Annotated in this window: 21 protein-coding genes and 1 pseudogene; 18 read left to right on the plus strand and 4 right to left on the minus strand. The window is 72.4% G+C overall.

From position 1 onward, the window contains the following. The first annotated feature begins 72 nt into the window (after window positions 1-72). Window positions 73-1,713, plus strand: coding sequence for an amidohydrolase (locus tag ACWFQ8_RS17020; RefSeq protein ID WP_453787024.1), 1,641 nt, complete (start codon window positions 73-75; stop codon window positions 1,711-1,713). A 14-nt stretch (window positions 1,714-1,727) separates the two neighbouring features. Here ACWFQ8_RS17020 and ACWFQ8_RS17025 read toward each other — a convergent pair whose 3' ends face one another. Then, window positions 1,728-2,792: a LacI family DNA-binding transcriptional regulator gene (locus tag ACWFQ8_RS17025; RefSeq protein ID WP_453787025.1), complete on the minus strand. Its 1,065-nt coding sequence runs from the start codon at window positions 2,790-2,792 to the stop codon at window positions 1,728-1,730. 130 nt (window positions 2,793-2,922) lie between these two features. On the opposite strand from ACWFQ8_RS17025, the gene ACWFQ8_RS17030 reads away from it, so the two are divergent. The 14 genes and pseudogenes from ACWFQ8_RS17030 to ACWFQ8_RS17095 form a co-directional block, all read left to right on the plus strand. Beyond that, on the plus strand, window positions 2,923-4,557 hold the full coding sequence (locus ACWFQ8_RS17030; protein WP_453787026.1) for an ABC transporter substrate-binding protein: 1,635 nt from the start codon (window positions 2,923-2,925) through the stop codon (window positions 4,555-4,557). Beyond that, the gene (locus ACWFQ8_RS17035) at window positions 4,554-5,507 is read left to right on the plus strand and encodes an ABC transporter permease (RefSeq protein ID WP_453787027.1); all 954 of its coding nucleotides are present in this window, start codon (window positions 4,554-4,556) and stop codon (window positions 5,505-5,507) included. The genes ACWFQ8_RS17030 and ACWFQ8_RS17035 overlap by 4 nt, the downstream gene beginning before the upstream one ends. Then, window positions 5,504-6,403, plus strand: a complete 900-nt coding sequence (locus ACWFQ8_RS17040; protein WP_453787028.1) for an ABC transporter permease — start codon at window positions 5,504-5,506, stop codon at window positions 6,401-6,403. The genes ACWFQ8_RS17035 and ACWFQ8_RS17040 overlap by 4 nt, the downstream gene beginning before the upstream one ends. A 5-nt stretch (window positions 6,404-6,408) precedes the next feature. Further along, window positions 6,409-7,404: an ABC transporter ATP-binding protein gene (locus ACWFQ8_RS17045; protein ID WP_453787029.1), complete on the plus strand. Its 996-nt coding sequence runs from the start codon at window positions 6,409-6,411 to the stop codon at window positions 7,402-7,404. Then, window positions 7,371-8,213 carry an ABC transporter ATP-binding protein gene (locus ACWFQ8_RS17050; RefSeq protein ID WP_453787030.1) on the plus strand — a complete coding sequence of 281 codons (843 nt, stop codon included), beginning with the start codon at window positions 7,371-7,373 and terminating at the stop codon, window positions 8,211-8,213. Before ACWFQ8_RS17045 ends, ACWFQ8_RS17050 begins: the two co-directional genes overlap by 34 nt. A 435-nt stretch (window positions 8,214-8,648) precedes the next feature. After that, window positions 8,649-10,103, plus strand: coding sequence for an ATP-binding protein (locus tag ACWFQ8_RS17055; RefSeq protein WP_453787031.1), 1,455 nt, complete (start codon window positions 8,649-8,651; stop codon window positions 10,101-10,103). Between the two features lie 20 nt (window positions 10,104-10,123). Further along, the gene (locus ACWFQ8_RS17060; protein WP_453787032.1) at window positions 10,124-10,513 is read left to right on the plus strand and encodes a roadblock/LC7 domain-containing protein; all 390 of its coding nucleotides are present in this window, start codon (window positions 10,124-10,126) and stop codon (window positions 10,511-10,513) included. 38 nt (window positions 10,514-10,551) lie between these two features. Beyond that, window positions 10,552-10,869, plus strand: a complete 318-nt coding sequence (locus tag ACWFQ8_RS17065; protein WP_453787033.1) for a DUF742 domain-containing protein — start codon at window positions 10,552-10,554, stop codon at window positions 10,867-10,869. Continuing rightward, on the plus strand, window positions 10,850-11,473 hold the full coding sequence (locus ACWFQ8_RS17070) for a GTP-binding protein (RefSeq protein ID WP_453787034.1): 624 nt from the start codon (window positions 10,850-10,852) through the stop codon (window positions 11,471-11,473). The genes ACWFQ8_RS17065 and ACWFQ8_RS17070 overlap by 20 nt, the downstream gene beginning before the upstream one ends. After that, a complete protein-coding gene (locus ACWFQ8_RS17075; protein ID WP_453787035.1) occupies window positions 11,470-12,915 on the plus strand; it encodes a cytochrome P450 in 1,446 nt (481 codons plus the stop codon). The genes ACWFQ8_RS17070 and ACWFQ8_RS17075 overlap by 4 nt, the downstream gene beginning before the upstream one ends. An 869-nt stretch (window positions 12,916-13,784) precedes the next feature. Beyond that, on the plus strand, window positions 13,785-16,451 hold the full coding sequence (locus ACWFQ8_RS17080; protein WP_453787036.1) for a SpoIIE family protein phosphatase: 2,667 nt from the start codon (window positions 13,785-13,787) through the stop codon (window positions 16,449-16,451). Between the two features lie 128 nt (window positions 16,452-16,579). Next, window positions 16,580-17,737 carry an ABC transporter substrate-binding protein gene (locus ACWFQ8_RS17085; protein WP_453787037.1) on the plus strand — a complete coding sequence of 386 codons (1,158 nt, stop codon included), beginning with the start codon at window positions 16,580-16,582 and terminating at the stop codon, window positions 17,735-17,737. A 171-nt stretch (window positions 17,738-17,908) separates the two neighbouring features. Beyond that, entirely contained in the window at window positions 17,909-19,531 is a 1,623-nt protein-coding gene (locus ACWFQ8_RS17090) for an MFS transporter (protein ID WP_453787038.1), read from the plus strand. Window positions 19,532-19,644: 113 nt separating this feature from the next. Next, a pseudogene (locus tag ACWFQ8_RS17095) lies at window positions 19,645-19,752 on the plus strand (VOC family protein); the annotation flags it as partial. 57 nt (window positions 19,753-19,809) lie between these two features. Here the strand turns inward: ACWFQ8_RS17095 and ACWFQ8_RS17100 are convergent. Both ACWFQ8_RS17100 and ACWFQ8_RS17105 read right to left on the minus strand, forming a co-directional pair. After that, window positions 19,810-20,844, minus strand: a complete 1,035-nt coding sequence (locus ACWFQ8_RS17100) for a hypothetical protein (RefSeq protein ID WP_453787039.1) — start codon at window positions 20,842-20,844, stop codon at window positions 19,810-19,812. Next, a complete protein-coding gene (locus ACWFQ8_RS17105; RefSeq protein ID WP_453787040.1) occupies window positions 20,841-21,626 on the minus strand; it encodes a hypothetical protein in 786 nt (261 codons plus the stop codon). The genes ACWFQ8_RS17100 and ACWFQ8_RS17105 overlap by 4 nt, the downstream gene beginning before the upstream one ends. A 67-nt stretch (window positions 21,627-21,693) precedes the next feature. Here ACWFQ8_RS17105 and ACWFQ8_RS17110 point away from each other — a divergent pair, with 67 nt between their 5' ends. Next, window positions 21,694-22,203, plus strand: coding sequence for an alpha/beta fold hydrolase (locus ACWFQ8_RS17110; RefSeq protein ID WP_453787041.1), 510 nt, complete (start codon window positions 21,694-21,696; stop codon window positions 22,201-22,203). On the opposite strand, the gene ACWFQ8_RS17115 is transcribed toward ACWFQ8_RS17110, so the two are convergent. Then, on the minus strand, window positions 22,157-22,648 hold the full coding sequence (locus ACWFQ8_RS17115) for a Chromate resistance protein ChrB (RefSeq protein ID WP_453787042.1): 492 nt from the start codon (window positions 22,646-22,648) through the stop codon (window positions 22,157-22,159). The two genes, ACWFQ8_RS17110 and ACWFQ8_RS17115, sit on opposite strands and share 47 nt — an antisense overlap. 231 nt (window positions 22,649-22,879) lie before the next feature. Here ACWFQ8_RS17115 and chrA point away from each other — a divergent pair, with 231 nt between their 5' ends. Both chrA and ACWFQ8_RS17125 read left to right on the plus strand, forming a co-directional pair. After that, on the plus strand, window positions 22,880-24,289 hold the full coding sequence (gene chrA / locus ACWFQ8_RS17120) for a chromate efflux transporter (RefSeq protein ID WP_453787043.1): 1,410 nt from the start codon (window positions 22,880-22,882) through the stop codon (window positions 24,287-24,289). A gap of 225 nt (window positions 24,290-24,514) precedes the next feature. Beyond that, complete coding sequence (locus ACWFQ8_RS17125; protein ID WP_453787044.1) at window positions 24,515-25,183, plus strand: hypothetical protein; 669 nt, start codon at window positions 24,515-24,517, stop codon at window positions 25,181-25,183. Window positions 25,184-25,478 lie beyond the last annotated feature (295 nt).

Genomic DNA, 25,478 nt, shown 5'->3' on the forward strand with positions numbered 1-25,478 from the left:
ACCATTGACGTGTAAACGGCCGTGCCGCTTGCATGGCCCCACCCACCGTCGCCTCATGCACTGGAGCTCCGTATGGCCAAGGCCGATCTGGTCTTCACCCACGGCCCCGTCGTCACCGTCGACCCGGCCCGCACCCGGGCGACCTCGCTCGCCGTCGTCGGCGACCGGATCGCGGCGGTCGGCCACGACGAGGTGCGGGAGCTCATCGGCCCCCGCACGGAGGTCGTCGACCTGACCGGGAAGCTCCTGGTCCCCGGGTTCCAGGACGCCCACATCCACGCCGTCTACGGCGGTACGGAGCTGGCCGAGTGCGATCTGACGGGGACGGTGGGCGTCGCGGAGTACCTGACCCGGATCCGCGCGTACGCGGACGCCCACCCGGACCACGCGTGGATCACCGGCGGCGGCTGGTCGATGGAGAGCTTCGACGGAGGACTGCCCACCCGGCAGCTGCTCGACTCCGTGCTCCCGGACCGGCCGGTGTTCCTCGTCAACCGGGACCATCACGGCGCCTGGGCCAACACGCGGGCACTCGAACTCGCCGGGATCACCGCCGCCACCCCCGATCCGGCCGACGGCCGGATCGAACGCGAGCCGGACGGCCGTCCCAGTGGAGTGCTCCAGGAGGGCGCCACCACGCTGGTCTCCCGACTCGTGCCCGCGAGCACTCCCGCCGAGCGGCTGTCCGGCCTCCTGCGAGCCCAGGAACTGCTGCACTCGCTGGGCATCACCGGCTGGCAGGACGCGCTGCTCGGCGTGTTCGGCGGCAAGCCCGATCCGTCGGACGCCTACGTGAGCGCCGCCCGGGACGGCTCGCTCACCGCCCGGGTGACCGGCGCGCTCTGGTGGGACCGGGACCGCGGCGCCGAGCAGATCGAGGAACTGGTCGCGCTGCGGGAGAAGTTGAGCCACGGCCGGTTCCGCGCCGGCTCCGTGAAGATCATGCAGGACGGGATCGCTGAGAACTTCACGGCCGCCATGACCGCCCCGTACCTCGACGGCTGCGGCTGCGCGACGGCCAACACCGGGCTCAGCTTCGTCGAACCGGTGGCGCTGCGCGGGTACGCCGCCGCACTCGACGCCCTCGGGTTCCAGATCCACTTCCACGCCCTGGGCGACCGGGCCGTCCGCGAGGCGCTCGACGCCCTGGAGGCCGCCGTCGCCGCCAACGGCCCGCGCGGCAACCGCCACCACCTCGCCCACCTCCAGGTCGTCCACCCCGACGACCTCCCCCGCTTCGCCCGGCTCGGCGCCATCGCCAACATCCAGCCGCTCTGGGCCGCGCACGAACCGCAGATGGACGAGCTCACCATCCCCTTCCTCGGCCCCGAACGCACCGCCTGGCAATACCCCTTCGGCGATCTGCTGCGGGCCGGCGCCACCCTGGCCGCGGGCAGCGACTGGCCCGTCAGCAGCCCCGACCCCCTCGAAGGCATCCACGTAGCCGTCAACCGCAAGGGCCCCGGGGCCGGCGCCGCCGACGACCGGGTCTTCCTGCCCGAACAGCGCCTCGACCTCGCGACCGCGCTGGCCGCCTACACGGCCGGCTCCGCCCATGTGAACGGCCTCGACGACGCGGGCAGTTTGCGCCCGGGCCACCTCGCCGACCTGGTCGTACTCGACCGGGACATCTTCGCCGCGCCCCCGGAGGAGATCGCCGAGGCGCGGGTGGAGCGGACCTACGTCGGGGGCAGGCTCGTCCACTCCCTCTGAACGCGCCACACCGCCTACGGTCGCCGTACCGAGGACGCCCGCACTTCGAGCCGGGTCGGCACGAGCATCCCGGCCGATTCCCGGCGGCCGTCCTCCAGGACCGCCACCAGGAGCCCGATGCCCGCCTCCGCGACCGCCTCGGGCCGCAGGCTCAGCGTCGTCACCGGCGGCTCGGTGTGCTGCGCCGTCACGTCCTCGCTCACACAGACGATCAGCAGATCGCCGGGCACCTCGTAGCCCCGGCGGCGCGCCGCCTCCAGGACGAGGGGCGGGCTGGCCTCGGCCACGACGAAGAGGGCGTCGGGGCGCGTGCGGTCCGGCCCCTCCCCGCCGCCCGCCAGGGCGGTCTCGACCGCTCGTACGACCGGCCCGTTGCCCGGGGCCGCGGCGCGTGCCACCCGCTCCGGCAGGCCGTGCGCGGCGCACCAGGCGCGGTAGGCGGCGAGCACCTCCGTATGGAACCGGGTGGTGCTGTCGGGCAGGACGAGCGCGGGCCGCCGGGCCCCCTCCCCCCGGAGGTGGTCCAGGGTCTCGCGTACGGCCGCGGCGGCGTCGACGTCCACCCAGTGGGCGCCGGGGCGCCCCTCGACGGAGCGGTCGCTGAAGACCGGGATCCGGGCGGCGAGCAGGTCGTCGACGATCGGGTCGTCCGCGACCGGGTCGGCGACGACGACCGCGTCGAGGGGCAGCTCGGCCCACTCGCTCTGCAAGGAGCCCGCGGGCAGCAGCACCAGGGCGTAGCCGTGCCTCAGCGCGGTCGCGGCGGTGGCTCCGGTCAGCCTGGCGAAGTACGGAGACTCCAGAAAGGTCCAGGGGGTGTCGGCGAACTCCCCCACCGCGTATCCGATCAGCCGGGCCCGGCCCGCGCGCAGTTGCCGCGCGGTGGCGTTGGGCCGGTAGCCCATCGCGCGCGCGGTCTCGCGCGCCTTCTCCCGCACCTCTGGGGAGAGCCGTCCGGTGCCGTTGAGCGCCGCCGAGACGGTCGTCTTGGACAGTCCCGCCTCGCGGGCCACGTCGACCAGCCGGACCCGCCGGGCGGGCTGCGGGGCAGCCCCGTCATGCCGTGAAACATCGGTCATGGGTCGATGCTGCCACCCCCGCGACCTCTGCAAAACCGTTCCCGCAAAGTCTTGTGCGGGAACGTTCCCGCATCAATACTCGCTCCATCCCCCAGCGCCCGTCACTACACCCGTAAAGGGGTGGGTCTGCATGCGCACGCCCAGGACCGTCACGCTTCTCGCCTGTACCGCCGCCCTCGCGGCCACCACCAGCGCCTGCTCCGGCGCCCCCACTCCCCCGGCCGCCGACGGCGGCAGCTTCAAGATCACGTCGACCTCGCCGCCCGCGCGGGGCCCACTGGACTCCTTCACCTGGTCCCTGTACGCCGAGCCCTACACGCTCGACTACGCCCTCGCGTACGACTACCCGCCGAACACCGTGCTCGCCAACGTCTGCGAACAGCTCCTGCGGGTCACGCCCGACCTGAAGATCGAGCCCGGTCTCGCCGTCGCGTACGCGCAGCCCGACCCCCGGACCCTGGTCTACACCCTGCGGCCGGGGGTGAAGTTCCACGACGGTACGACGATGACCGCCGACGACGTGGTCGCCTCCCTGAACCGCCACGTGGACCCGGCGACCGGATCCCCCTGGGGCTCGGCGTTCAAGAACGTCACCGCCATCGAGAAGACCGGCCCCCTGGAGGTGACGCTCCGGCTCGCCCGGCCGGACGTCCTCCTGAACGAACTCATGGCCGCCTCTCCCGGCACGGTCGAGAGCGCGGCCACTTTGGCCAAGGCCGGCAAGGACTACGGCACTCCCGCGGGGACGGTCAACTGCACCGGCCCGTACGCCCTCGCACAGTGGGCCCAGGGCGAGAGCATCACCCTCAAGAAGAGCGCCGACTACTGGGACCGGTCCCTGACCCCCAAGTCCGACAGCGTGCGGTTCACCTTCATCGAGGACGCCGCCGCCCGTGCCAACGCCTTCCTCTCCGGCACGGCCGACGGCGGGTACATGGTGCCCCCCGCCTCCCTGGCGCAACTGCGGGGCAGCGGTAAGGGATCGGTCCTCTTCGGCCCCAACACCGCCGCGGCGAACCTCGCCGTCCTGGACTTCCACGGACCGCTCGGCGACCTCAAGATCCGCAAGGCCCTGTCCATGGCCCTCGACCGGAAGAACATCGTCAAGGCCGCGGCCGGCGGCGTGGGCTTCCCCGCCAAGGCCCCCGCCGCGCGCGGCGCCTGGGCGCTGGCCCCGGAGAAGACCGCCGCGCTCCACGACTCCCTCACCGAGCCGGTCTTCGACGTCGAGGCCGCGAAGGAGCTCGTCCGCGAGGCCGGAGCGGACGGACGCACGATCACCCTGGCCACCAGCTCCCTGTCGCCCGAGATCAGCGTGGTCGCCAACGCCGTCCAGGCCGCCGGTCGACAGATCGGCCTCGACGTCCGGCTCAAGACCGTCGCCCCGGACGCGTACAGCAGCATCTTCGTCGACCCGAACGCGCGCGCCGGCCTCGACCTGGTCATCACCAGCGGGTACGACAACACGCCCGACCCGCTGGAGTTCTACCAGTACCTGCGCACCGGCGACTTCGGGAACTACGGCAGCTGGTCAAACGCCGAGTACGACGCCGCGTTCGACCGGGCCAACGCGGAGCCCGATCCGGCCGAACGGGCGGAGCTGACCGCCGACCTCCAGCGGATCGCGCTGCGCGAACTGCCGATCATCCCTGTCTACGAGGCGCCCTACACGGTCTTCCTCGGCAATCGGGTGACCGGCGCACCGACCGGGATCGCGCAGCTGTACTACCCGTGGGCCGCGACGATCGGGGCCGCGAAGCCATGACCCGCTACCTCGTCGGACGGCTCCTCGGCCTGGTGACGGTGCTGTTCGTGACCTCCTTGGTGGTCTTCGGCTCCATCCACCTGGCCCCCGGCGACCCGGTGTCGTACCTGCTCCACGGCCGCCCCGCGACCCCCGAGGCCGTGGCGGCCCTGCGCTCCCAGTACCACTTGGACGAGCCGCTGCCCGTGCAGTACGCACAGTGGCTCGGCGGCGTCCTGCAAGGCGACTTCGGCCGCTCCGCGCAGTTCCACCAGGACGTCACCGACCTCATCGGCTCCCGACTGCCCGGCACCGCCGTGCTCGTCGGGTACGCGGCCCTGCTGGTCGTCCTCCTCGGTGTCGCGGCCGGCATCCTCGCCGCACTGCGCCCCGGTGTGCTGGACCGCGCGGTGCTCCTCGGCACCGGCGTGGCCACGGCGACCCCCCCGTTCGTCACCGCCATCGCGCTCGTGTCGCTCTTCTCCGTTCAGCTGGGCTGGTTCCCGGGGCCGGGCGGCATGCCCGCGGGCCTCGCGGACCGGCTGTACCACCTGACGCTGCCGGCCTTCGCCCTGGCCCTGACCTTCGCGGGTCTGCTCGCCCGGGTGACCCGCTCGGCGATGCTCGACGAACTCGGCCGCGAACACGTCGAGGTGGCGCGCGCCCGCGGCGTCGCGCCGCGGACCGTGGTCCGCAAGCACGTGCTGCGCAACGCGCTGGGCCCGGTCGTCACCGTCGGCGGCACGATGCTCGCCGGACTGCTCATCAGCACCTCGATCGTCGAGACCGCCTTCGACGTGCCCGGCCTCGGCTCCCTCCTCGTGCAATCGGTGACCGCCAAGGACTTCGCCGTCGTCCAGGCGATCACGCTGCTCAGCGTGGCGGCCTTCGTCCTGGTGAACCTCGCCGTCGACCTGCTCGCACCCCTCATCGACCCCCGGCTGTCCCTCCACGGGGAAGGCTCCTCATGACCCCCACCACCCCCGCCGCGCCTCCCGCGGCCGGCGCGGCGCCCGCGGCGCTGCGCCGCCGGCCCGGCCTGCGCGGCCTGCGCCGCCTCGGTCAGGGCCCCCTGTTCACGGCCTCGGTCGCGGTGCTCGCCGTACTCGTCCTGGTCGCCCTCCTCGCCCCCGTCCTCTCCCCGTACGACCCCGAGGTCCTGGACATCTCCTCGCCGCTCGCCGGAACCACGGGCGAGCACCTGCTCGGCACCGACCAGTCCGGCCGGGACGTCCTGTCCCGGGTGATCCACGGCGCCCGCACCGGCCTGCTCGGGCCGCTGGCCGTCGTCGTGGTCTCCACCCTCCTCGGGACCCTGCTCGGCGTCGTGGCGGCCTGGCACGGCGGCTGGGCGGACTCGGTCCTGTCCCGCTCGATGGACATGGCCTTCGCGATCCCCGGTCTGCTGCTCGCGATCCTCCTCGTGTCGGTGGTCGGCTCCGGCACGACCGCGCCGGTGATCGCCATGTCGGTGGCCTACACCCCCTACGTGGGACGGCTGGTGCGCGGTATCGCCCGCCAGGAGAAGGCCCGCCCGTACATCGAGTCCTACCGGGTACAGGGGTGGTCCGGCCGGCACGTGTGCCTGCGCCACCTGCTGCCGAACATCGCGCCGACCGTCTTCGCCCAGTCGGCGATGAACTTCGGGTACGCGCTGATGGACCTGGCAGCGCTCTCCTTCCTCGGCTTCGGTGTGCAACCGCCGACCGCCGACTGGGGAGCCATGATCAACGAGGGCCAGTCGGCCGTCCAACAAGGGGCGATGCTGCCCGCCCTGGCCCCCTCCGCGTGCATCGTGCTCGCCGTGGTGGCGTTCGGCATCGTCGGCGAGGGGCTCGCCGACCGGATCGCGAGGCGGGAGCGGTGAACGCCATGACCGAGGACAACACACCGGCCGGCGGGCCGCCCGTCCTGGAGATCGACGGGCTCGGCATCCGACTGGCGGGCGACCGGGCGGCCCGGCCGATCCTGGACGGGGTCAGCCTGCGGGTGCTGCCCGGCGAGACGGTCGGCCTCGTCGGCGAATCCGGCTCCGGCAAGTCGGTGGCCTGCCGCAGCGTCCTCGGGCTGCTGCCCGCCGGCGCCCGTACCAGCGGACACGTCCGGGTGGCCGGCCGGGACGTCCTCACCATGGACCGCGCGGAGCGCACCGCCCTGCGGGCCCGACAGGTCGCGATGGTCTTCCAGGACCCGCGTTCCTCCGTCAACCCGCTGCGCCGGATCGGCGATTTCCTCACCGAGGGACTGCGGGCCGCCGGGACGCCCGCCGGCGCGGCGACCGCCCGCGCCGAGGAACTCCTCGACGCCGTCGGCATCCGCGATCCGCGGGGCGCCCTGCGCCGCCGTCCGCACGAGTTCTCCGGCGGCATGCTCCAGCGGGTGGTCATCGCCGCGGCGCTCGCGGCCGAACCCGCCCTGCTCGTGGCCGACGAACCGACCACCGCCCTGGACGTCACGACCCAGGCGGAGATCATCGCGATCCTCACCCGGCTACGGGCCGAGCGCGGCACGGGCCTGCTCTTCGTCACCCACGACCTCGAACTCGCCTCCGCCATCTGCGACCGCGTGTACGTGATGTACGCGGGACGCATCGTCGAGACGCGGGGCACGGACGAGCTGTTCGAACGGCCGCGCCATCCGTACACGGCGGGACTGCTCGCCTGCACCCCGCGCATCGAACCGGGCTCACCGGCCCCGCGGCCTGTCCCCGGCCGCCCCGTCTCCCTCGCCGAGGCGCCACCCGGCTGCGCCTTCGCCCCGCGCTGCGCCCACGCGCTGCCGCGCTGCTCCGAGGAGACACCCGCACTCGCGCGGTACGGCGACGGGCTCGTCGCATGCCACCGCGCCGACGAAGGGATCACGCTGTGACCACCGCGACGCAGGAAATCGTCGTCGAGGGGCTGTGCAAGCGATACGGCACCCACACGGCCGTCGACGACGTGTCGTTCACCCTGGCACCGGGGACCTCCCTCGCCCTCGTCGGGGAGTCCGGCAGCGGCAAGACCACGACGGTCCGCATGCTGGTCGGGCTGGAGCGCCCGGACGCCGGCACCGTGCGCCTCGGCGGCCGGGACCGTTCGGCGCGGGTCCGCAGCCGAGCCGAACGGCTGGCCCGGGCCCGGGAGATCCAGATGGTCTTCCAGGACCCCTACCTCTCGCTGGACCCGCGGGTGACGGCGGGGGCATGCGTGGACGAGGTCCTGCGGCTCCACACCCGACTGGACGCCGCCTCCCGCGGGGAGCGGGTCGTCGAGCTCCTGGACCAGGTCGGGCTCGGCGAACGCGAGGCCTCGGCGCTGCCGCGGCGCCTCTCCGGCGGGCAGCGCCAGCGCGTGGCCATCGCGCGCGCCCTCGCCGTGGAGCCCAAGGTCCTCGTCCTCGACGAGGCGGTCGCGGCGCTCGACGTGTCCATCCAGGCGCAGATCCTCGAACTGCTCTCCACGATCCGCCGCGAGGCGGGCATCGCCTACCTCTTCGTCACCCATGACCTGGCGGTGGTCCGGCACGTCGCGGACGAGGTTCTCGTACTCAAGTCGGGGAGGGTCGTGGAATCGGGTCCGACCGGCCAGGTACTGGACGCACCGCGGCACCCCTATACGCGCCTGCTGCTCGACTCCGTACCCCGGCGCGGTTGGGACCCGGCCACCGCGGTGTCGGGACGCCGAGCCCTCGGCTGACCGGCCTTCCATCGACGTCGGCGGGCCATGAACAGCGAGCTGCTCAACGCGGTCGATTCCACTCATTCGCAGTGTGTCTCCTGGCGGTGATCGACCAACTATCGACCCAGATCGATCAACAGAGCTTTCCGTTCCAGTCAAGGCCACCTGGCGTACCCGAACTGACTATGCTCGCCTCGCGTGTTGCGCTGCACCCCACGCGAGGCGAGCTTCGCATTGCGCGCGGACGGCACCCGGCCGCAGAAAGGCGTGACCACCGATGCCCTCTCGAACCGGCCCTTCGGGCCCACCCCTTGCAACATCGTTGCTCGGCCGAGCGAAGTCCCGACCGTTCTTGTCGGCGCACCGCATCACGCTCAGTCCACCAATTCCAGAGTGTTTAGGAACCCTTCGATGGTTCGTGCAGGTTCAACCCCCGGAGCGCTGCCACGTGCGGTGGCTCCAGCATGGCTCATCCCCCCTGGTGTCCTGACCGGGGCCTGCGTGGTGGCGCTGATCTGTGTTCCCGCGCAGATACGTACGCCTGTCGCCTGGTGCGGCCTCGTCGCGGTCGTCCTGACGGCGATCGCTGCGGCCGGGACGGCGCGCCGGGCGGGCTCGGCAGAGGCCGCTCGCTACGCGCGGGCGACCGCCGAGGTGCAGCGGTACTACGCGCAACGTGAGACCGCACTGCTCACGCGCTTGTCCGACCAGCGGGCGAGCACTGTATGGCTCGCCGAAGAGCTCCTCCCCGCGGCTGTCGCCCGCCTGCAGAGGGGTGAGCCCGCTTCGGAGATCCTGCAGTCCGTGCCGTTCGGGGAGCATCTCGACCGGGAGTTCGCCGAAGCCCTGCGGACAGCCCTGCGGACGCTCCTGGAAGCCGTGGATGCCGAGGAACGCACTCGGGACTCGTCGCAGAGGGCGCTGGTGGCGATCGCCCGGCGGGTCCAGGCGATCGTGCACCAACTCGCCAAGGACCTGCGGGACATGCAGATCCTGCACGGTACGGATCTGGTGGTCTCCCACGGCCTCCAGGACATCGACCATCGCAATGCCCTGATCGGGCGCCTCGCGGCCAGCATCGCCGTACTGGGTGACGCCCGGCCCGGGCGCCAGTGGTCGAAGCCGATCCCGCTGTACGACGTCGTGCGAGGGGCCATGTCACGCATCGTGGACTATCCCCGCGTGAAGCTGCAGTCGGTGACAGAGGTGGCTGTGATCGGCCAGGGAGCCGAGCCCCTGATCCACCTGCTCGCCGAGCTGCTCGACAACGCCACGACCTTCTCGCCCCCGCACGCCCCCGTCGAGGTGACCGCGAACGAAGTGCCCTCCGGTATCGCGATCGAGATCGAGGACCGCGGGGTCGGACTCACCGAAGAGGTCCGCCGGCGCATCGACCGCGTCATGGCTCAGGCGTCGTCCGGCATCGGTCTGGCCGACCTGGGCGAGGCGACGCAGCTCGGCCTGCCCGTCGTCAGCAGGCTGGCCCGCGAGAACGGCCTCGACGTCGATCTGCGCACCTCCGCGTACGGAGGAGTGCGGGCCGTCGTGCTGGTTCCGCGGCGCCTGATCACCACGGTTCAACCGTCTGCCTCGAAAGTCCAGCAGTTCACGCCCAGGCCCACCGGCGCACCGACCGTGCCGAGGCGGATGACGGCGCGCGGGGGGCCGGCGGACCCCGTCCAGGGAGAACAGCCCGTCACCGGACTGCCGCAACGGCGCCGCGAGTCGCCCGTCCCGACACCGGTCGTCCGCACGACCCCTGCTCCCCCCGCCGCTCCGGCCGCCACCCCGGGATCGGCCGGCGCGCCCCGGCAGCCGGGCCTCATGTGGGAGGCGTTCAGCGGCGAGAAGAGACCGGTCACCGGCCCTTCCATCCACACCAGCGAGCCATCAGACGAGGGTGAGTAACCGTGCCGCCACTGCCCAACATGGACTGGATGCTCAAGGAGCTTGCGACCGGCGTCCCGTACGTGCGACACGTGGTCGTGTTGTCGTCGGACGGTCTGTGCATCGGTCAAGCGAACACGGAGCCCGACACCGCTGACGCGATCGCCGCCGCCTGCTCGGGCATCCAGAGCCTGGCGAAGGCCATCGCCCAGAAGTTCCCGCACGGAAACGGCTCGACCCACATGGTCGGGATCGAAGTCGACGGCGGCTACTTCTCGCTCATGGCGGCCGGACCCGGGGCCTATCTCGCGGTGCTGGCCGATGAGGAGGTGGACGCGGGGTTGCTGGGCGACCGCATGCGCACCCTGGTGTTCCGGATCGGTCAGCACATGACCAGCCCACCTCGTGATGACATCGGGCAGGCGATGTGACGTCACAGAACACGGACGCATGGGATGAAGGCAGTCCCGTGCCGCTGTACGTCATCTCCGGTGGCGGCCCGGGTTCCTCGGCCAAAGCCTTCAACCTGGTCACCCTCATCGCATCGAGGTCGGCGCCCGAACCCGGTATGCAGCCCGAGCAGGCAGCCATTCTCGCCATGTGCCAGTACCCGCTGTCCGTGGCCGAGATCTCCGCGTACCTCAGCCTGCCGTTCAGCGTCATCACGGCGCTGCTGTCCAAGCTCGTGGACCACGAGCGAGTGGAGGCCACCGCTCCCGTTCCGGTCGCGGCGGTCCCCGAACTTGGCCTTTTGGAGGCGGTGATCCATGGACTACGCAGGCTCTGACGCACTCGCCGCCGGCCCCCGCCGCTCGGACGTGCTGCTGCCGCACGGCGCCAGGGGAGTCAAGGTGGTGATCGTCGGCGGCTTCGGGGTGGGCAAGACGACCATGGTCGGGGCGGTGAGCGAGATCCCGCCCCTGACCACCGAAGAAACCATGACGCAGGCCGGCGTCGGGATCGACCACAATCCCGGTGCGGAAGGCAAGAACACCACGACCGTCGCTCTGGACTTCGGGCGCATCAGCATCAATGAGGAGCTGATCCTCTATCTCTTCGGTACGCCGGGTCAGGAGCGTTTCTGGTTCCTCTGGAACGGCATCTTCGAAGGCGCGCTCGGTGCGGTGGTCCTCGTCGACACCCGGAGGATCGAAGTCTGTTTCGAGATCATCACCCGCCTTGAAGACCGCCGCGTCCCCTTCGTCGTGGCCGTCAACACCTTCCCCGAGGCGCCGCAGCACCCGATGCCGGCCCTGCGCACCGCTCTGGCTCTCAACGAATCGGTGCCCATCATCGCTTGTGACGCTCGGGACAGGTCGTCCAGCCGCGACGCGCTGCTCTCGCTGATGGGCTACCTGTGCACCCTCGCCGCCGCTCAGGAGTCCGTATGACCGTCCCGCCCGCTGACCACACCACCACGGAAAAAGGGCTCACCCCGCCTCCGGGTTGCCCGGCCCACGCCGCCACGGGGGTCGAAGCGGTGACCCGGCTCTGGGGCGCCGCTGCCGAGACCGACCCCATGGGCCTGTACGAGGAGTTGCGTGCCGCCCACGGTCCGGTGGCGCCCGTCCTGCTCGACGGGGGCGTACGGGCCTGGCTCGTCCTGGGGTACCTCGAAAACCGTGATGTGGCCAGCCGCTCCACCCAGTTCTCCCGCGACCCCCGCACCTGGCACGGTTGGAAGAGCGGCGAGATCGACGCCGCCACCTCGCCGCTGGTGCCGATGATCGGCTGGCGACCCGACTGCGTGTCCGCGGACGGCGAAGAGCACCAGCGCCTGCGCGGCGCGGTCACCGCCGCCCTCGACCAGTTCGACCAACGCGGAATCCGCCGCCGCATCACCCGCTTCGCACACCAGTTGGTCGACGAGTTCTGCGAAACGGGCAGCGCGGAGCTGGTCAGTCAGTTCACCGAGCACCTGCCCATGCTCGTTCTCACCCACCTGATCGGCATGCCGGACGAGTACGGTCCCAAGCTCGTGCACGCCGCCCGGGACCTCTTCAAGGGCACCGAGACGTCGCTCGCGAGCAACGCCTACGTGCTGGAGACCCTGGAACAACTGGTCGTCGCCAAGCGCGACCTGCCCGGGCCGGACATCGCATCCGTACTGATGGCCCACCCGGCCGGCCTCACGGACGAGGAGGTGCAGCACCATCTGCGCCTCATCCTCCTCGCGGGCTACGAGACGACCGCCAACCTCATGTCCAACGTGCTGCGCATGGTGGTCACCGACCCGCGGTTCCGCGGGTCGTTGGCCGGAGGGCAGATGACCTTGCCGGAGGCAGTGGAGCAGGTGCTGTGGGACGAGCCGCCGCTGATGGTGTGCCCGGGCCGCTGGGCCACCGGTGACACCTCCCTCGGAGGACAGGAGATCAAGGCGGGAGACATGCTGCTGCTGGGCCTGGCCGCCGGGAACGTCGATCAGGCGATCCGCCCGGACCCCTCGACCCGCGTGCACCACAACCGCGCGCACCTGTCCTTCAGCGCCGGGGCCCATGAGTGCCCCGGCCAGGACATCGGCCGTGTCATCGCCGACGCCGGCATCGACATCCTGCTCACCCGGCTTCCCGACATCAGCCTGGCCGTGCCCGAGGAAGAGCTCACCTGGCGCTCCTCCACCTGGTCGCGGCATCTGACGGCGCTGCCCGTGACGTTCGCGTCCCGCGGTCCGGAAGCCCATGACGTGCTCACACCGCTGCCGGCGGCGCCCCCTCCGAGCACCGGTATGCCGATGGCGCCCCCGTGGCCGGTGTCGGACACCGAGTCGCTGCGCCCGGCCGAACCCCGCCCCTCGTGGCGAGCCCGGTTGAGGCGGCTCCTGCGGGGGCGGTAGGCCTCACGGCTCGCGGCTCCCGACTCAAAGCAGAGCGGAGCATTACGGGCCGAGGAGGCTGCCGGACGGCGTGGGTCGGCAGCCTCCTCACAGCTGGGCGGGCACCAGCGAGTGAGCGTAGCGGGGCGCCCCCACGGCCCGCGCGACTGTTGACCGGTTCCTGGACTCCCGCGTCGATGTACCGCGCCAGGGCCCGGTTGAGCCCCTGCTGCCAGTGGGCCATTCTTGGAGGGAACAGCCATTGCTGGAGGTCGGCCATGCCCTGTTCGACTGCGTTGGCCGGCTCCGGCGACCGGGCGCCCGGCTCCGGCGGCAGGAAGGCATGGAGGCGGGCGGTGAAGGCTCGTGCGCCGGTGAGGTCGCCCGTCCGTTTGAAGGCGGAGGCGAAGTAGTGCTCGGTCGCTCTCCAGCATGCCCATGTCCCGCGCCCACGTCCCGGTCGCAACCCCCCGTAGACCTCTTCGGTCCCCGATTGAGGCTGGTTCGCGGGGAATGAAACGATCCTTCCGGGTCGACTAGGCGCAAATTCGATCCCGCAACCGGCCATGATCGACATCCGGCGGCCCGGCGGAGCGCACCGTGAGCGGGAGGCCGACCACGACGGCCGAGCAGTGCTCAGCCGGGGAGGGCGCCCGCCGCTGCTCAGCTGCCGTCGCCGCTCCCGCTGCCGACGGCGCGCAGCGGTTGGAAAATGAAGTATGAGCCATCTCCTGGTACGCCTCCGGCATTGGCTGCCCGGTCCGACCACGGGCTCTTCTCCTCCTCCTCCTCGGCGTGCCCGCTCGGGGCGCCGGGGGGAGTCCCAGGAGCACGCCCGGCACCCCGGGGAACGGCCGCGGCGGCCGCACCGCCTCTCCTCCCTCCTGAGCGTGCGCAGCGTGGCCGGCGAGGTGTTCCTGCTGCAGTTGGCCGTCGTGGCGCTTCTCGTCGCCGCCGCGGTGGTGGCGCTCGTGGTGCAGGCCCGGAGCGCCGGCATGCTGGACGCCCGGCACCGTACGCTCGCCGCCGCCGGAACGTTCGCGGAGTCTCCGGGAATCGTCGCGGCCCTGCGCGGCCCCCGTCCGAGCGAGGTACTGCAGCCCAGCGCAGAGGCCGCCAGGAAAATCGCCGGGGTCGACGGCATCAACGTGTACACGCTCGACGGCGTCACCCTCACCCACAGCGACCCGAAGCAGATCGGGAAACACGTCGTCGGCCCCTTCGCCAAGGCGGCGGCCGGCAAGTCCTACACCGAGACGTTCGAAGGTTCCCTGGGGCGGTCCGTGGTCTCGGTGGTCCCCGTCAAGGACGCCGACGGCTCCGTCATCGCCGTCGTCGCCTCCCCGGTCACGGTCCAGAACGTCCAGAGCATGGTGAACCGGCAGCTGCCGGTCGTTCTCGGCAGCGCGGCCGCGGTGCTCGCCCTGTCCGCGGGCGGGACGGCTCTGGTGAGCCGTCGGCTGCTGCGCCGGACCCACGGCCTGGGACCGGCCGAGATGACGAGGATGTACGAGCACCACGACGCGGTGCTGCACGCGGTGCGAGAGGGCGTACTGATCGTCGGCGGCGGCGGACGCCTGCTGCTGGCCAATGACGAGGCGCGACGGCTGCTGGACCTGCCGGTGGACGCGGAAGGGCGCTCCGTCGCGGACCTGGGCCTGGAGGAGGGGATCGCCGATCCGATCGCGTCGGGCCGTTCCGCGACCGACGAGCTGCACAGGGCGGCCGACCGGTTGCTGGCGGTGAACATCCGGCCCACCGCCCCCTACGGGAAGGCCGGGACCGTCGTCACGCTGCGGGACACCACCGAGCTACGGGCCCTGTCCGGCAGGGCCGAGGTGGCCCGCGAGCGGCTGAAACTGCTCTACGACGCGGGTATGCGGGTCGGAACGACGCTGAACCTGGAGCGCACCGCGGAGGAACTGGCGGAGGCGGCCGTCCCGCGGTTCGCCGACGTGGTCACCGTCGACCTGCTGGACCCGGTACTGCTCGGCGAGGAGCCGGCCGCAGCGAGCACGGAGATGCGCCGCACCGCCGTCGTCGGCCTTCTGGGCGACCACCCGCTCTCCCCCGTCGGCGAGCTGATCGAGCTCGCCCCCACCGGCCCCATGGCCGCCGGGCTGGCCGGCGGCCATGCGGTCCTGGAGGCGGACCTGCACGCCACCCACCGCTGGCGGGCCCAGCATCAGGCGAACGCCCAGCAGATCCTGGACCGCGGCATCCACTCCCTGATCGTCGTGCCCCTGCGGGCCCGGGGCGTGGTGCTGGGGATGGCCGGCTACTGGCGGGGGCACGGCGCTCCGGCGTTCGACGGGGAGGACGTGTCCTTCGCCGAGGAGCTGACCGCCCGGGCGGCACTGTCCGTCGACAACGCCCGCCGTTACACCCGCGAGCACAACATGGCCGTCACCCTGCAGCGCAGCCTGCTGCCCCGGGGCGTACCGGAGCAGTCTGCCGTCGAGGTCGCGCACCGCTATCTGGCCGCCCAGGCGGGGGTGGGCGGCGACTGGTTCGACGTCATCCCGCTGCCGGGCGCCCGAGTGGCCCTGGTGGTCGGCGATGTCGTCGGCCACGGTCTCCACGCCGCCGCCACCATGGGGCGCCTGCGCACCGCCGTGTACAACTTCTCCACCCTCGACCTGCCCCCGGACGAACTCCTGAGCCACCTGGACGAGCTGGTCGCCCACATCGACACGGACGAGCAGGAGTGGCAGGGGATCACGGGAGCCACGTGCCTGTGCGCCCTCTACGATCCCGTCTCGGGGCAGGTGACCGCCGCCACCGCCGGGCATCCGGGCCCCGCTCTCGTCCGTCCCGACGGAACCGTGTCCTTCCCGGAGGTGCCCGTCTCCCCTCCGCTGGGCCTGGGCGCGGGTCTGCCCATGGAGACCATGACCGTCTCCCTGCCCGAGGGCTCCCGGCTCGCGCTCTTCACCGACGGGCTGATCGAGAGCCGCGACCGCGACCCCGACGCGGGTCTGGCGGCGCTGCGCGCCGCTCTGGCCGGGCCCGCCCGCACCCCGGAGGAGACCTGCACCGCGGTGATCGACGCGATGCTTACCACCCGGCCCACCGATGACGTCGCGCTCCTGGTGGCGCGCACCCGCCGGCTGGACCCGGCGCGGATCGCCGAGTGGGACGTGCCCCCCGACCCTGCCGCGGTGTCCCGGGTGCGCAACGCCTGCGCCCGCCGACTGGCGGACTGGGGCCTGGAAGACATCGCCTTCACGACGGAGCTCATCCTCAGCGAGCTGATGACCAACGCCATCCGTTACGGCACCGAGCCCATCCGGGTGAGACTGCTGCGCGACCGCAGCCTGATCTGCGAGGTCTCGGACGGCTCCAGCACCTCCCCTCACATGCGCCGGGCCGAGGCCACCGACGAGGGCGGCCGCGGCCTGTTCCTCGTCGCGCAGTTCGCCGAGCGCTGGGGCACTCGCTACACCGCCCGCGGCAAGATCATCTGGAGCGAGCAGGCCCTCTACGACGGGGTCGCACCGCCCGCGACGGATCTCGGGGAGGCGCTTTTGACCGGCTGGGACGACGAGGGGCTCTGAGAGCGCGCCGGTACGGTACCGCCAGCCGCAGGGAAGACGGCGGACACCCCCGTCCGCAACCGCGCCGCCCGGACCGCCGAACGTACGCTGGCGTCGATCAGTACGCGACCGCCCGTTATGGAGCCTTCGTGCCCGTATCCCGTCTCCGGACCGCCTCCGTCGCCACCTGCCTGGCTGCCGCCGCGGCGCTCCTCGGCGCCTGCGCGGACAAGCCCGTCGCCGCGCCCGCAGCACCCGCGGAGGCCACCTCCGCGGCGGACGCCGGCGGTATGGCGGCCCTGACCGCGGCGGCGAAGAAGGAGGGCTCGCTCAACGCGATCGCGTTCCCGCGCGACTGGGCCGGCTACGGCGCCCTGATCGACGGCTTCGAGAAGAAGTACCGGATCGAGGTCGTGGTGGAGAACCCGGAAGGGACCAGTCAGGACGAGATCGACGCCTTGAAGGAGCACAGGGGCGAAGGCAGGGGCGAAGGCCGCGCCCCCGACGTGATCGACGTGGGGGGCTCGTTCGCGCAGTCCGCGGCCCGGCAGGGCCTGCTCGCTCCGTACAAGGTCGCCCCGTACGACCGGATCCCCGAGGAACAGAAGGACCCGCGGGCCCGCTGGTACAACAACTACGGCGGCTACATCTCGATCGGCTGCGACGCCCAGCGCGTCACGACCTGCCCCTCGACCTTCGCCGACCTGCGCAAGCCCGAGTACAAGGGCAAGGTCGCCCTCAACGGCGACCCCACCAAGTCCGGCTCCGCCTTCGCCGGGGTGTACGCGGCGGCCCTGGCGAACGGGGGTTCCTTCGACGACATCCAACCCGGCATCGACTTCTTCGCCGAACTCAGCAGGAACGGCAACTTCATCCCGGTCGAATCCACCCCGGCCACGATCGCGAAGGGCCGAACCCCGATCAGCATCGACTGGGACTTCCTCAACCTCGGTTACGCCGAGGAATTCCGCGAGAAGGGCACGGACGTCGACTGGCGGACCGCCATCCCCTTCGACGGCAGCTTCGCCCAGTACTACGCGGACGGGGTGAGCGACGACGCCCCGCACCCCGCGGCGGCACGTCTGTGGCAGGAGTACGTCTTCAGCCCGGAGGGCCAGAACATCCGGCTCCGCGCGTACGCGCGCCCCGTCCTCATGGACGCCATGGAAGAGGACGGCACCCTCGACGAAGCCGCCGCGGCGAAACTGCCGACGGTCGAGGGCACGCCGTCGTTCCCGACGGAGGCGCAGACGGAGAAGGCGAGAGCGACCGTCAACCGCGGCTGGGCCGAAGCCGTCTCGGCCTAGGACCGGGGCGGCCCCGGCGGGCGTGCGCCCGCCCGCCCGCCGTGCTCCAATCGACCCCGCGCGCGCGGTCCGCCGGCCGGCGGACGGCGGTCCGGTGGCGGTCCGGTCGACGGCGGACATCCTCGGCGGGTCGGCAGCCCGTGCGCCGGACCCGGTGCGACCCTTGCGCCCATGACCTCCAGGGCAGGCTCTTCTGTGGGCAAGGCGGCGTCGGGAGTCGTCCTGCTGACACTCGCGGCCGGGCAGTTCCTGATGGCGCTCGACAGCTCCGTCATGAACGTCTCGATCGCGACGGTGGCCGAGGACGTGGGCACGACCGTCAGCGGGATCCAGGGCGCGATCACGGCGTACACCCTCGTGATGGCGATGTTCATGATCCCCGGCGGCAAGGTCGGCGCGCTCATCGGCCGCAAGCGTGCGTTCCTGATCGGCTGCGTGATCTACGGCTGCGGATCCCTGACGACCGCGCTGGCCCCCAACCTGCCCGTACTCCTCCTTGGCTGGTCGTTCCTCGAAGGTGTCGGGGCCGCGCTCATCCTCCCCGCGATCGTCGCGCTGGTGGCGAGCAACTTCACCGTGGAACGCCGACCGGCCGCCTACGGACTGGTCGCCGCCGCGGCAGCCGTGGCGGTCGCCGTCGGGCCGCTCGTCGGGGGCGTCGCCACGACGTACTTCTCCTGGCGCTGGGTCTTCGCCGGTGAGGTCGTGATCGTACTCGGCATCCTGGTGCTGGCCCGCCGCGTGGCCGACGCCCGGACCGAAGGGCGCCCGCGCATCGACCTCGTCGGCGCCGTGCTCTCCGCCCTCGGGCTCGGGATCTTCGTCTACGGCGTACTGCGCTCCGGTGAATGGGGCTGGTTCCTGCCGAAACCCGACGCGCCCGCCTGGCTCGGGATCTCCCTGGTCGTGTGGATGATGCTGGCGGGGCTGCTCCTGATCTGGCTCTTCCTGCGGTGGGAAGCCCGCCTCGTGGAGCAGCACAGAGAGCCCCTGGTGGACCCGGCCCTGCTGCGGAACCGGCAGCTCACGGGCGGCCTGACGATGTTCTTCTTCCAGTACCTCGTGCAGATGGGCGTGTTCTTCGTCGTACCGCTGTACCTGTCGGTCGCACTCGGCCTGTCCGCGCTCCAGACCGGTGCCCGCCTCCTGCCGCTCTCGGTGACCCTGCTGGGTGCCGCGATCCTGATCCCGCGCTTCTTCCCGGACGTCTCGCCGCGGCGCGTGGTGCGACTCGGTGTCCTCGCGCTGCTCGTGGGCGCGGTGGCCCTGCTGGCCGCACTCGACGCGGACGCGGGCGCGGAGATCGTCGCCGTCCCGCTGCTGCTGATCGGACTCGGCATGGGAGCACTGGCCTCCCAGCTCGGGGCGGTCACCGTGTCCGCGGTGCCGGACCGGCAGAGCGCGGAGGTCGGCGGCGTCCAGAACGCCGTCACCAACCTCGGAGCGTCGATCGGAACGGCACTCGCCGGGTCGATTCTGATCGGCGCGCTCACCTCCTCGTTCCTGACCAACATCGAGCAGAATCCGGCCGTCCCGGCGGAGGTCAAGAGCCAGGCGACGGTCAAGCTCGAAAGCGGCGTGCCCTTCATGTCGGACGTCCAGCTCAAGGCGGCCCTCGACGAGGCGGGCACGAGCCCGGAAGTGGCTTCGGCCGCGGTCGACGCGAACGCCGCGGCGCGGCTCGACGGTCTGCGCGCCGCCCTCGCCGCCCTCGCCCTCGCCGCCCTCCTCGCGCTGTTCTTCACTCACCGGATCCCGACGAGCCAGTCACGCTCGAAGGAACCCGGCGGGTGACGTGCGCGCGTACGTCGGCGGCCGCCATCAGGCCGACCCCGGGTCCCGGCCTGGACGGCGAGCCGACGCGAGGCGTAAGGCAGCGACCGCGCGCACGGCGAGGATGAGCAGGTGCCCGGCTGGTACCGCTCGGCGCGGTACGCGTGAGACTCCTGTTTGGCGGCCATGATTCGTGCATCGTCATACAGGACATCGAGGGCAACGAGTTCTGTCTCGACTGACCATCCGCCGGCCCGGCGAGGTGGGGCCCCGGACGAACTGAGCAGGGCGGCGGCAGGTCAATCCGGGAGATGCTCCCGGCCTCCGTAGTCGGGGCTGGTGAGGCCGGGGCTGGTGGATGACGTGGGGCCGGAGGTTTCACCGGGGGTGGAGAAGTCCGGGCCGGTGTAGCCGCGGTTCCGGATGCGGGTGGGGCGGGAGGGGGTGTTCCCGCCCGGAGGGAAGGTGTCGGGACCGGCGAGGGCGTCCCTGACGAAGGGCCTGATGCCGCGTTCCAGCAGGGCATGGCGCCAGCCCTCCCTGGCCCGGGCCACCTCGTCCTCCAGTTCGCGGTGCTGTGCCGCCTCCGATGCCTCCGCGGCGCGTCGGCCGCCGTTGCGCAGGGCCGTGACCAGCAGGAGGGTGACGAGGACGGCGAACCCGCCCACCGCCATGGCTCCGAACAGCCGGCCCGCGCCGAACACGGTCCGGGCGATCGCCGGATCCCCGGTCGACATCTGCAGGATGAGACCGAGGGCGAAGGACAGTACGGCGGCCGTCATCGACAGAAGAGTCGCGGACACGCCGACGACCGTGGCGAGTCCGGCTCCGGTCTCCCTTGGCGGCTCCTCGGCCCGGGAACCGCGGTCGGACGGGCGCTCCGGACTGTGCCGGGGCCGGGGCCGCGCCCCCGCCGGTGCCGCCGGGCGTACGTGCAGGCCCAGCAGCGCCGCCAGCAGGCGGCGGCCGTAGGACATCCCGCCCCACAGCTGCGGGGCAACTCCGTCACCGGCCCTGCGGCCGCCCGGCCTTCCGGTGCCCAGAAGGGCCGTGCCGAGCCGCTGGCCCAGACCTGCGGGTGCCCGCACACGATGTCCCGGGGTGGCCGGGGGCGCCGACTCGCCCAGCTGGCGGCGGATCTTCACGTAGTGGTCGTACTCGGCCGCCGCGGCCGCTGTGATCAGCGCGCTGGCGTTGAGAGCCATGGTGCGCAGTTGCTCGGGGCTCGGCCGCGGCCCCGCGTCGGCCCGGTCCGGCGTCGCGTGGAGTACCTCGTCCAGGAGCCGCTCGTACTCCGGGCGGTCCTCGCTCAGCAGGTGCCGCGCTCCGTTCACAGCCCCTCCTCCCCCATGGCCGGTCGCTGCCGCCATGGTGGCGCGGCTCGGCCTTCGGTGCCAGGTCCTGTGCCGTGGGGCGGGTCCGCCGGGGAGGGGGCGTCCGTCGGGCGCGCGGGGTGCGGGAGCCGGGTCCGGTCCGCGGGGAGCTCACCCACGGCGGGGTCCGGGAAGCCGGCGTCCGCCGTCGCCGCGGCCGGCCGGGCGGGGAGACCCGGTCGCGTGCGCAGTGGTGGCGGCGGGGCCGTCGGGGACGCCAGATGTGCGGGTGGGGGCTCGCTTCGGGGTGGGGTGGCGGACGGCGCCGGCACGCCAGGGGCTTGCACGGGCGGGTTGGCGCCGTTCCCGCCTCCCCCGTCCACCGCGCCGGCGGCCGGCGGTCCCCCGGCCCCCACGGCCGCCTCCGCCGCCCCGGCCGGCTGCCGGTCGGCGCCGGTCACCAGCTCGTTCACCGTCTGGATACGGCTGAGTTGGGTGAGCAGGATCGGTGCGGACATCCCGACGACGAGGGCGGCGTACTCTCCGCTGATCTGTCCCGTCGTACCGAACAGCACGGCGGCCCCGGCACCCATCACGCCGTGCAGGGCCGCCGCGACGATGTCGACGGCGGGGTCGAAGTACGTCCCGAATCCCGGGGGTTCCCCTTGGACGACTCCCTCGGCGGTCAACTGTCGGTGGGTGTGCCGGTCGCCCTGCCACGCAACGAAGCGGGTGTACAGGTCCAGGACCCCGCGCAGCAGGCCGCCCGCCGCCCCCAACAGGATCAACGTCGGGACGTCCACGGTCTCCCCCGGGTGACGGCGCTGCGGCCTGACCACGATCTTCCGGACACCGAACGAGCGTAGAGCCGTGCGGGCACCCCGGGGAAGGGACTCATCGCATCTCGGCCACCCTCCGATTGCGGCCGCCGAAAACAACCGCTGGGCTTGCCGATTCAGGTCTGGCGTCGAACGGGGCCCGAAATTGTCCGGGCTCCCGGCATCGCGCGGCGACGTCGCAGCCTTCCTCGACCACCTCGGGCCGGCGGAGGTCGCACTGCTCGGTCATTCCCTCGGCGGCGTGAACGCGTACCAGTTCGCCGCCCGGCATCCCGAACGCGTCACCGCGCTCATCGTCGAGGACATCGGAGCGGTCTGCGACATCGACCTGGCCTTCGCGCGGAACCTGCCCGACCGCGTCCCGACCCGAGGCGGGCTCGTCGGAGCCCTGGGCGCCGCCGCACCGTACTTGGAGGCGACCTGCAGGGAGCGGGCAGAAGGCTGGGGCTTCGCCCAGAGGCGGAGGCGTCAGGCGCCGGCGCGGGTGGCCCACTTCACCGGGTGCTCTCCTCCGTGGTGTCGGCAGGGTGCAGGGCGTTGACGGCCCTCTCGGCGGCGAGCCGGTCGGGCGGGGGGAAGTAGTCGCGGCGTTGGATACGCCGCAGTTCGGCGCGGAGCCTGCCGAGGGTGCGCCGGCGTTCGGCGTCGGTCGTGCCACGGGCGTCTTCGGCTCGGGTCAGCACCTGCTGGTACTCGGCGGCACGGGCCTGGATCATGGCTTCGGCGAGCTGCTGTTCCTGGCCGGCGGCGGCGGGGTGGGCGATCCATACGGTGGCGGCGCCGCCGAAGTCCGTGACCTCCTCGGCGATCCACTCCAGTTGCTCCTGGGTGCGGGCGTCGGCGGGCAGCGCGACCAAGCCGTCGCTGATCTGCGCGACTCCCAGGCCCTTGAGCCTGCGCCACACGGTGATCCGCGGGGTGGAGGGCTCCCGGGGCAGGCGGTAGGAGAGCAGCACCCACCGCCGTTCCTCGTCCTGGCCGCTCAACGAGGGCTTCCCGCTCGACCTGTTCCGGACGGGTCCGGAGGCCGCGACGAGCCACTGGTGTCCATCTCCCGAGATCTCCCTTGCGACGACTTCCGACGACCCGAGGTGTGATGCAACCATGGTTGCACAGCAGCTGGCGGCGCCGGACGTGTGAGCACAGGTCCCGGGTCCTCAGTACCGTCGGGCCGTCCCCGTCCTCAGCGGCGGCCTCGCAGAACGGAGTGAGTGCCGGTGACCGCCACCGACCAGCCACCGAACCCCGCGGACAAGGCCGATCGCGCCGTCGGCGGCGGCGATGTCGTCCCGCTGCGGCAGGCGGCCCGTGCATGGTTCGCGATCTCGTGGCAGACCTTCGGCGGACCGGCCGGGCAGATCGCGGTGATGCAGCGGGCCCTGGTGGAGGACAAGCGCTGGATCGGCCAGCAGCGGTTCAACCACGCGCTGAGCTACTGCATGCTCCTGCCGGGCCCGGAGGCCCAGCAGCTCGCGATCTACAGCGGATGGCTCCTCAACGGCACCCGCGGGGGCCTGATCGCGGGCACCCTGTTCGTCCTGCCCGGCGTCCTCGCTTTGCTGGCGCTGTCCGCGCTGTACGTCGCCTTCGGCTCGACGGCGGCCGTCACCGGTGTCCTCGCGGGCCTCGCGCCCGCGGTCGTCGCCATCGTCGTCCAGGCCGTGTCCCGGGTGGCGAAGCGCTCCTTGACCCACCCGCTCCTGATCGCCGTGGCGGCGGCGTCCTTCGCGGCGCTGGCTCTCTTCGCCGTGCCGTTCCCCGCCGTCATCGCGGCATCGGGCCTCGCGGGCTGGCTCATCGGCCGCTACCAGCCCGACGCGCTCCGGCCCCCGGCCGGGCACGGGACCGACGACGGGCCGCCGCCGCTGATCCCGGACGACGCGTTGCATCATGAGCAGGCCAGTCGCCGCCGCACCTGGCGCGTCCTCGCGGCCGGGCTGCTGCTGTGGGCCGTCCCGGTGGCCGCGGTCGCCGCCCTGACCGGCACCGACAGTGTCTTCACCAGCCAGGGCCTGTTCTTCTCCGGCACCGCCCTGGTCACCTTCGGCGGCGCCTACGCGGTCCTCGCCTACGTCGCCCAGCAAGCGGTGCAGACCTACGGATGGCTCGGCCCCAACGAGATGGTCAGCGGCCTGGCCCTGGCCGAGACGACCCCCGGCCCGCTGATCATGGTCGTGCAGTTCGTCGCCTTCCTCGGCGCCTACCGCGACCCCGGCGCCCTCGACCCCTGGGCCGCCGCCGTGCTCGGCGCCCTCCTCACCACCTGGGTCACCTTCGTCCCCTGCTTCCTGTTCATCTTCCTCGGCGCCCCCTACATCGAGCGTCTGCGCGGCAACCGCCGGATATCCGCCGTCCTGACCGGCATCACCGCCGCCGTCGTCGGCGTCATCGCCAACCTCGCCCTCTACTTCGCCGAACACGCCCTCTTCACCACCGTGGACGCCAAGACCTTCGGCCCCCTGCACATCGCCCTGCCCGACGTGACCACACTGCGCCCCGCGGCCCTGGCCATCACCGTGATCGCGGTGCTGCTGATCTTCACGCTCCGTTGGAGCGTTCTGCGCACCCTCGGCATCTGTGCCTCTCTCGGGTTGGGCGCGGCCCTGATCGGCCTTCCCGGTATCTGAGGCGCCGCCCGCGGGCGCGGGAGAGGGGACCGAGAGGGCCGGCTCCCCCTGTCCGGCACCCACCACACCCCCACCGGCGCCACCTCCGCCGACCCGCGAGACAGATAGGGGCAGGGCCCGCCCTCCGCGGGCCCGGCGCTTCCCCCCGCGGAGGTCGCCGAACGGCGAATGCGATCATGAGGGCCGAAAGCGCCGGCGTGCGGCGACGCGGGGGAAGGACAGTGCATGACCCAGGAGCGGATGACGTACAACGTGCGGTACGGGACGTCCTTGCCGGCCGTCGTCCGCCAGGGCGACGGCGCGGGACACGAAGGGCATGTCGCCATCGGGCTGCTCTGCCGCGTGCCCGACGGCCACGGAGGCGCCGCGCACCCCTCCGTCCGCACCTTCGACGTCGTCGGTGAGGGCGGCACCGCGATCGCCCGGGTGTCGACGGAGGAGACAGGCTCACGCGTGAGCGGACGCCCCGCCGTGTACCGCGTCGACGACCCGTACGGCGCCCCGCTGGGCCGGATCACGTACCGGCGCGGACGCGCCCTGCGCGGCGCCCGGGCGCGCTGGACCGTGGAGTCGGTGACCGGACACTCCGTGCGCGGTTTCCGCGGCCGCCTGTTCTGGTGGGCGGTGTGGTGGCCCCTCGGCCTGCCCGTGAGCCTGGTGTGGCTGATCCTGTCCCTGCTCGGCGAGGGCGACGACGGCTTCGGCAAGCCGCGCAGGGTGATCTGGCGCGACTCCTCACGGCGGGCGCACCTCGTCTTCCGGGGGGTCGCGGACGAGTACCGGGTCCTGGACGGGAGCTGGGACCCCCGGCTGGTGGCGGCGCTGCTCGGTCTGCACCAGTCGTACGACCCGTCGGAAGGCAGCGGCGCGGACGGCTGGTACGCCAGGCCCTGAGCTCGTCGTCCGGCCTCCGGTCCGCTCCGGGGTGGGTCGGTCGAGCCGGGCCGAGCACCGCGGAGCAGGCACTCGAAGGGCCGGCGGGTGAGCGGCGCACAGCCGGACCTGTCCGGTGGATGCCGCCCCTGCTCGGCGTACACCCCGCACGGAGCGCGGCACCGGCCGGTCCGGTCGGCGGCCCCTCGGCGAACGTGCCGTCCATCCACCGCACACTCGTCCGGCGCACCCGGCCGGGCGCTTCTTGGCGTCTGCGGACCGGGAGCGGGCCCCGGGGACGGCGGGTCCTCCGGCG

Source organism: Streptomyces sp. NPDC055254 (assembly GCF_053606025.1).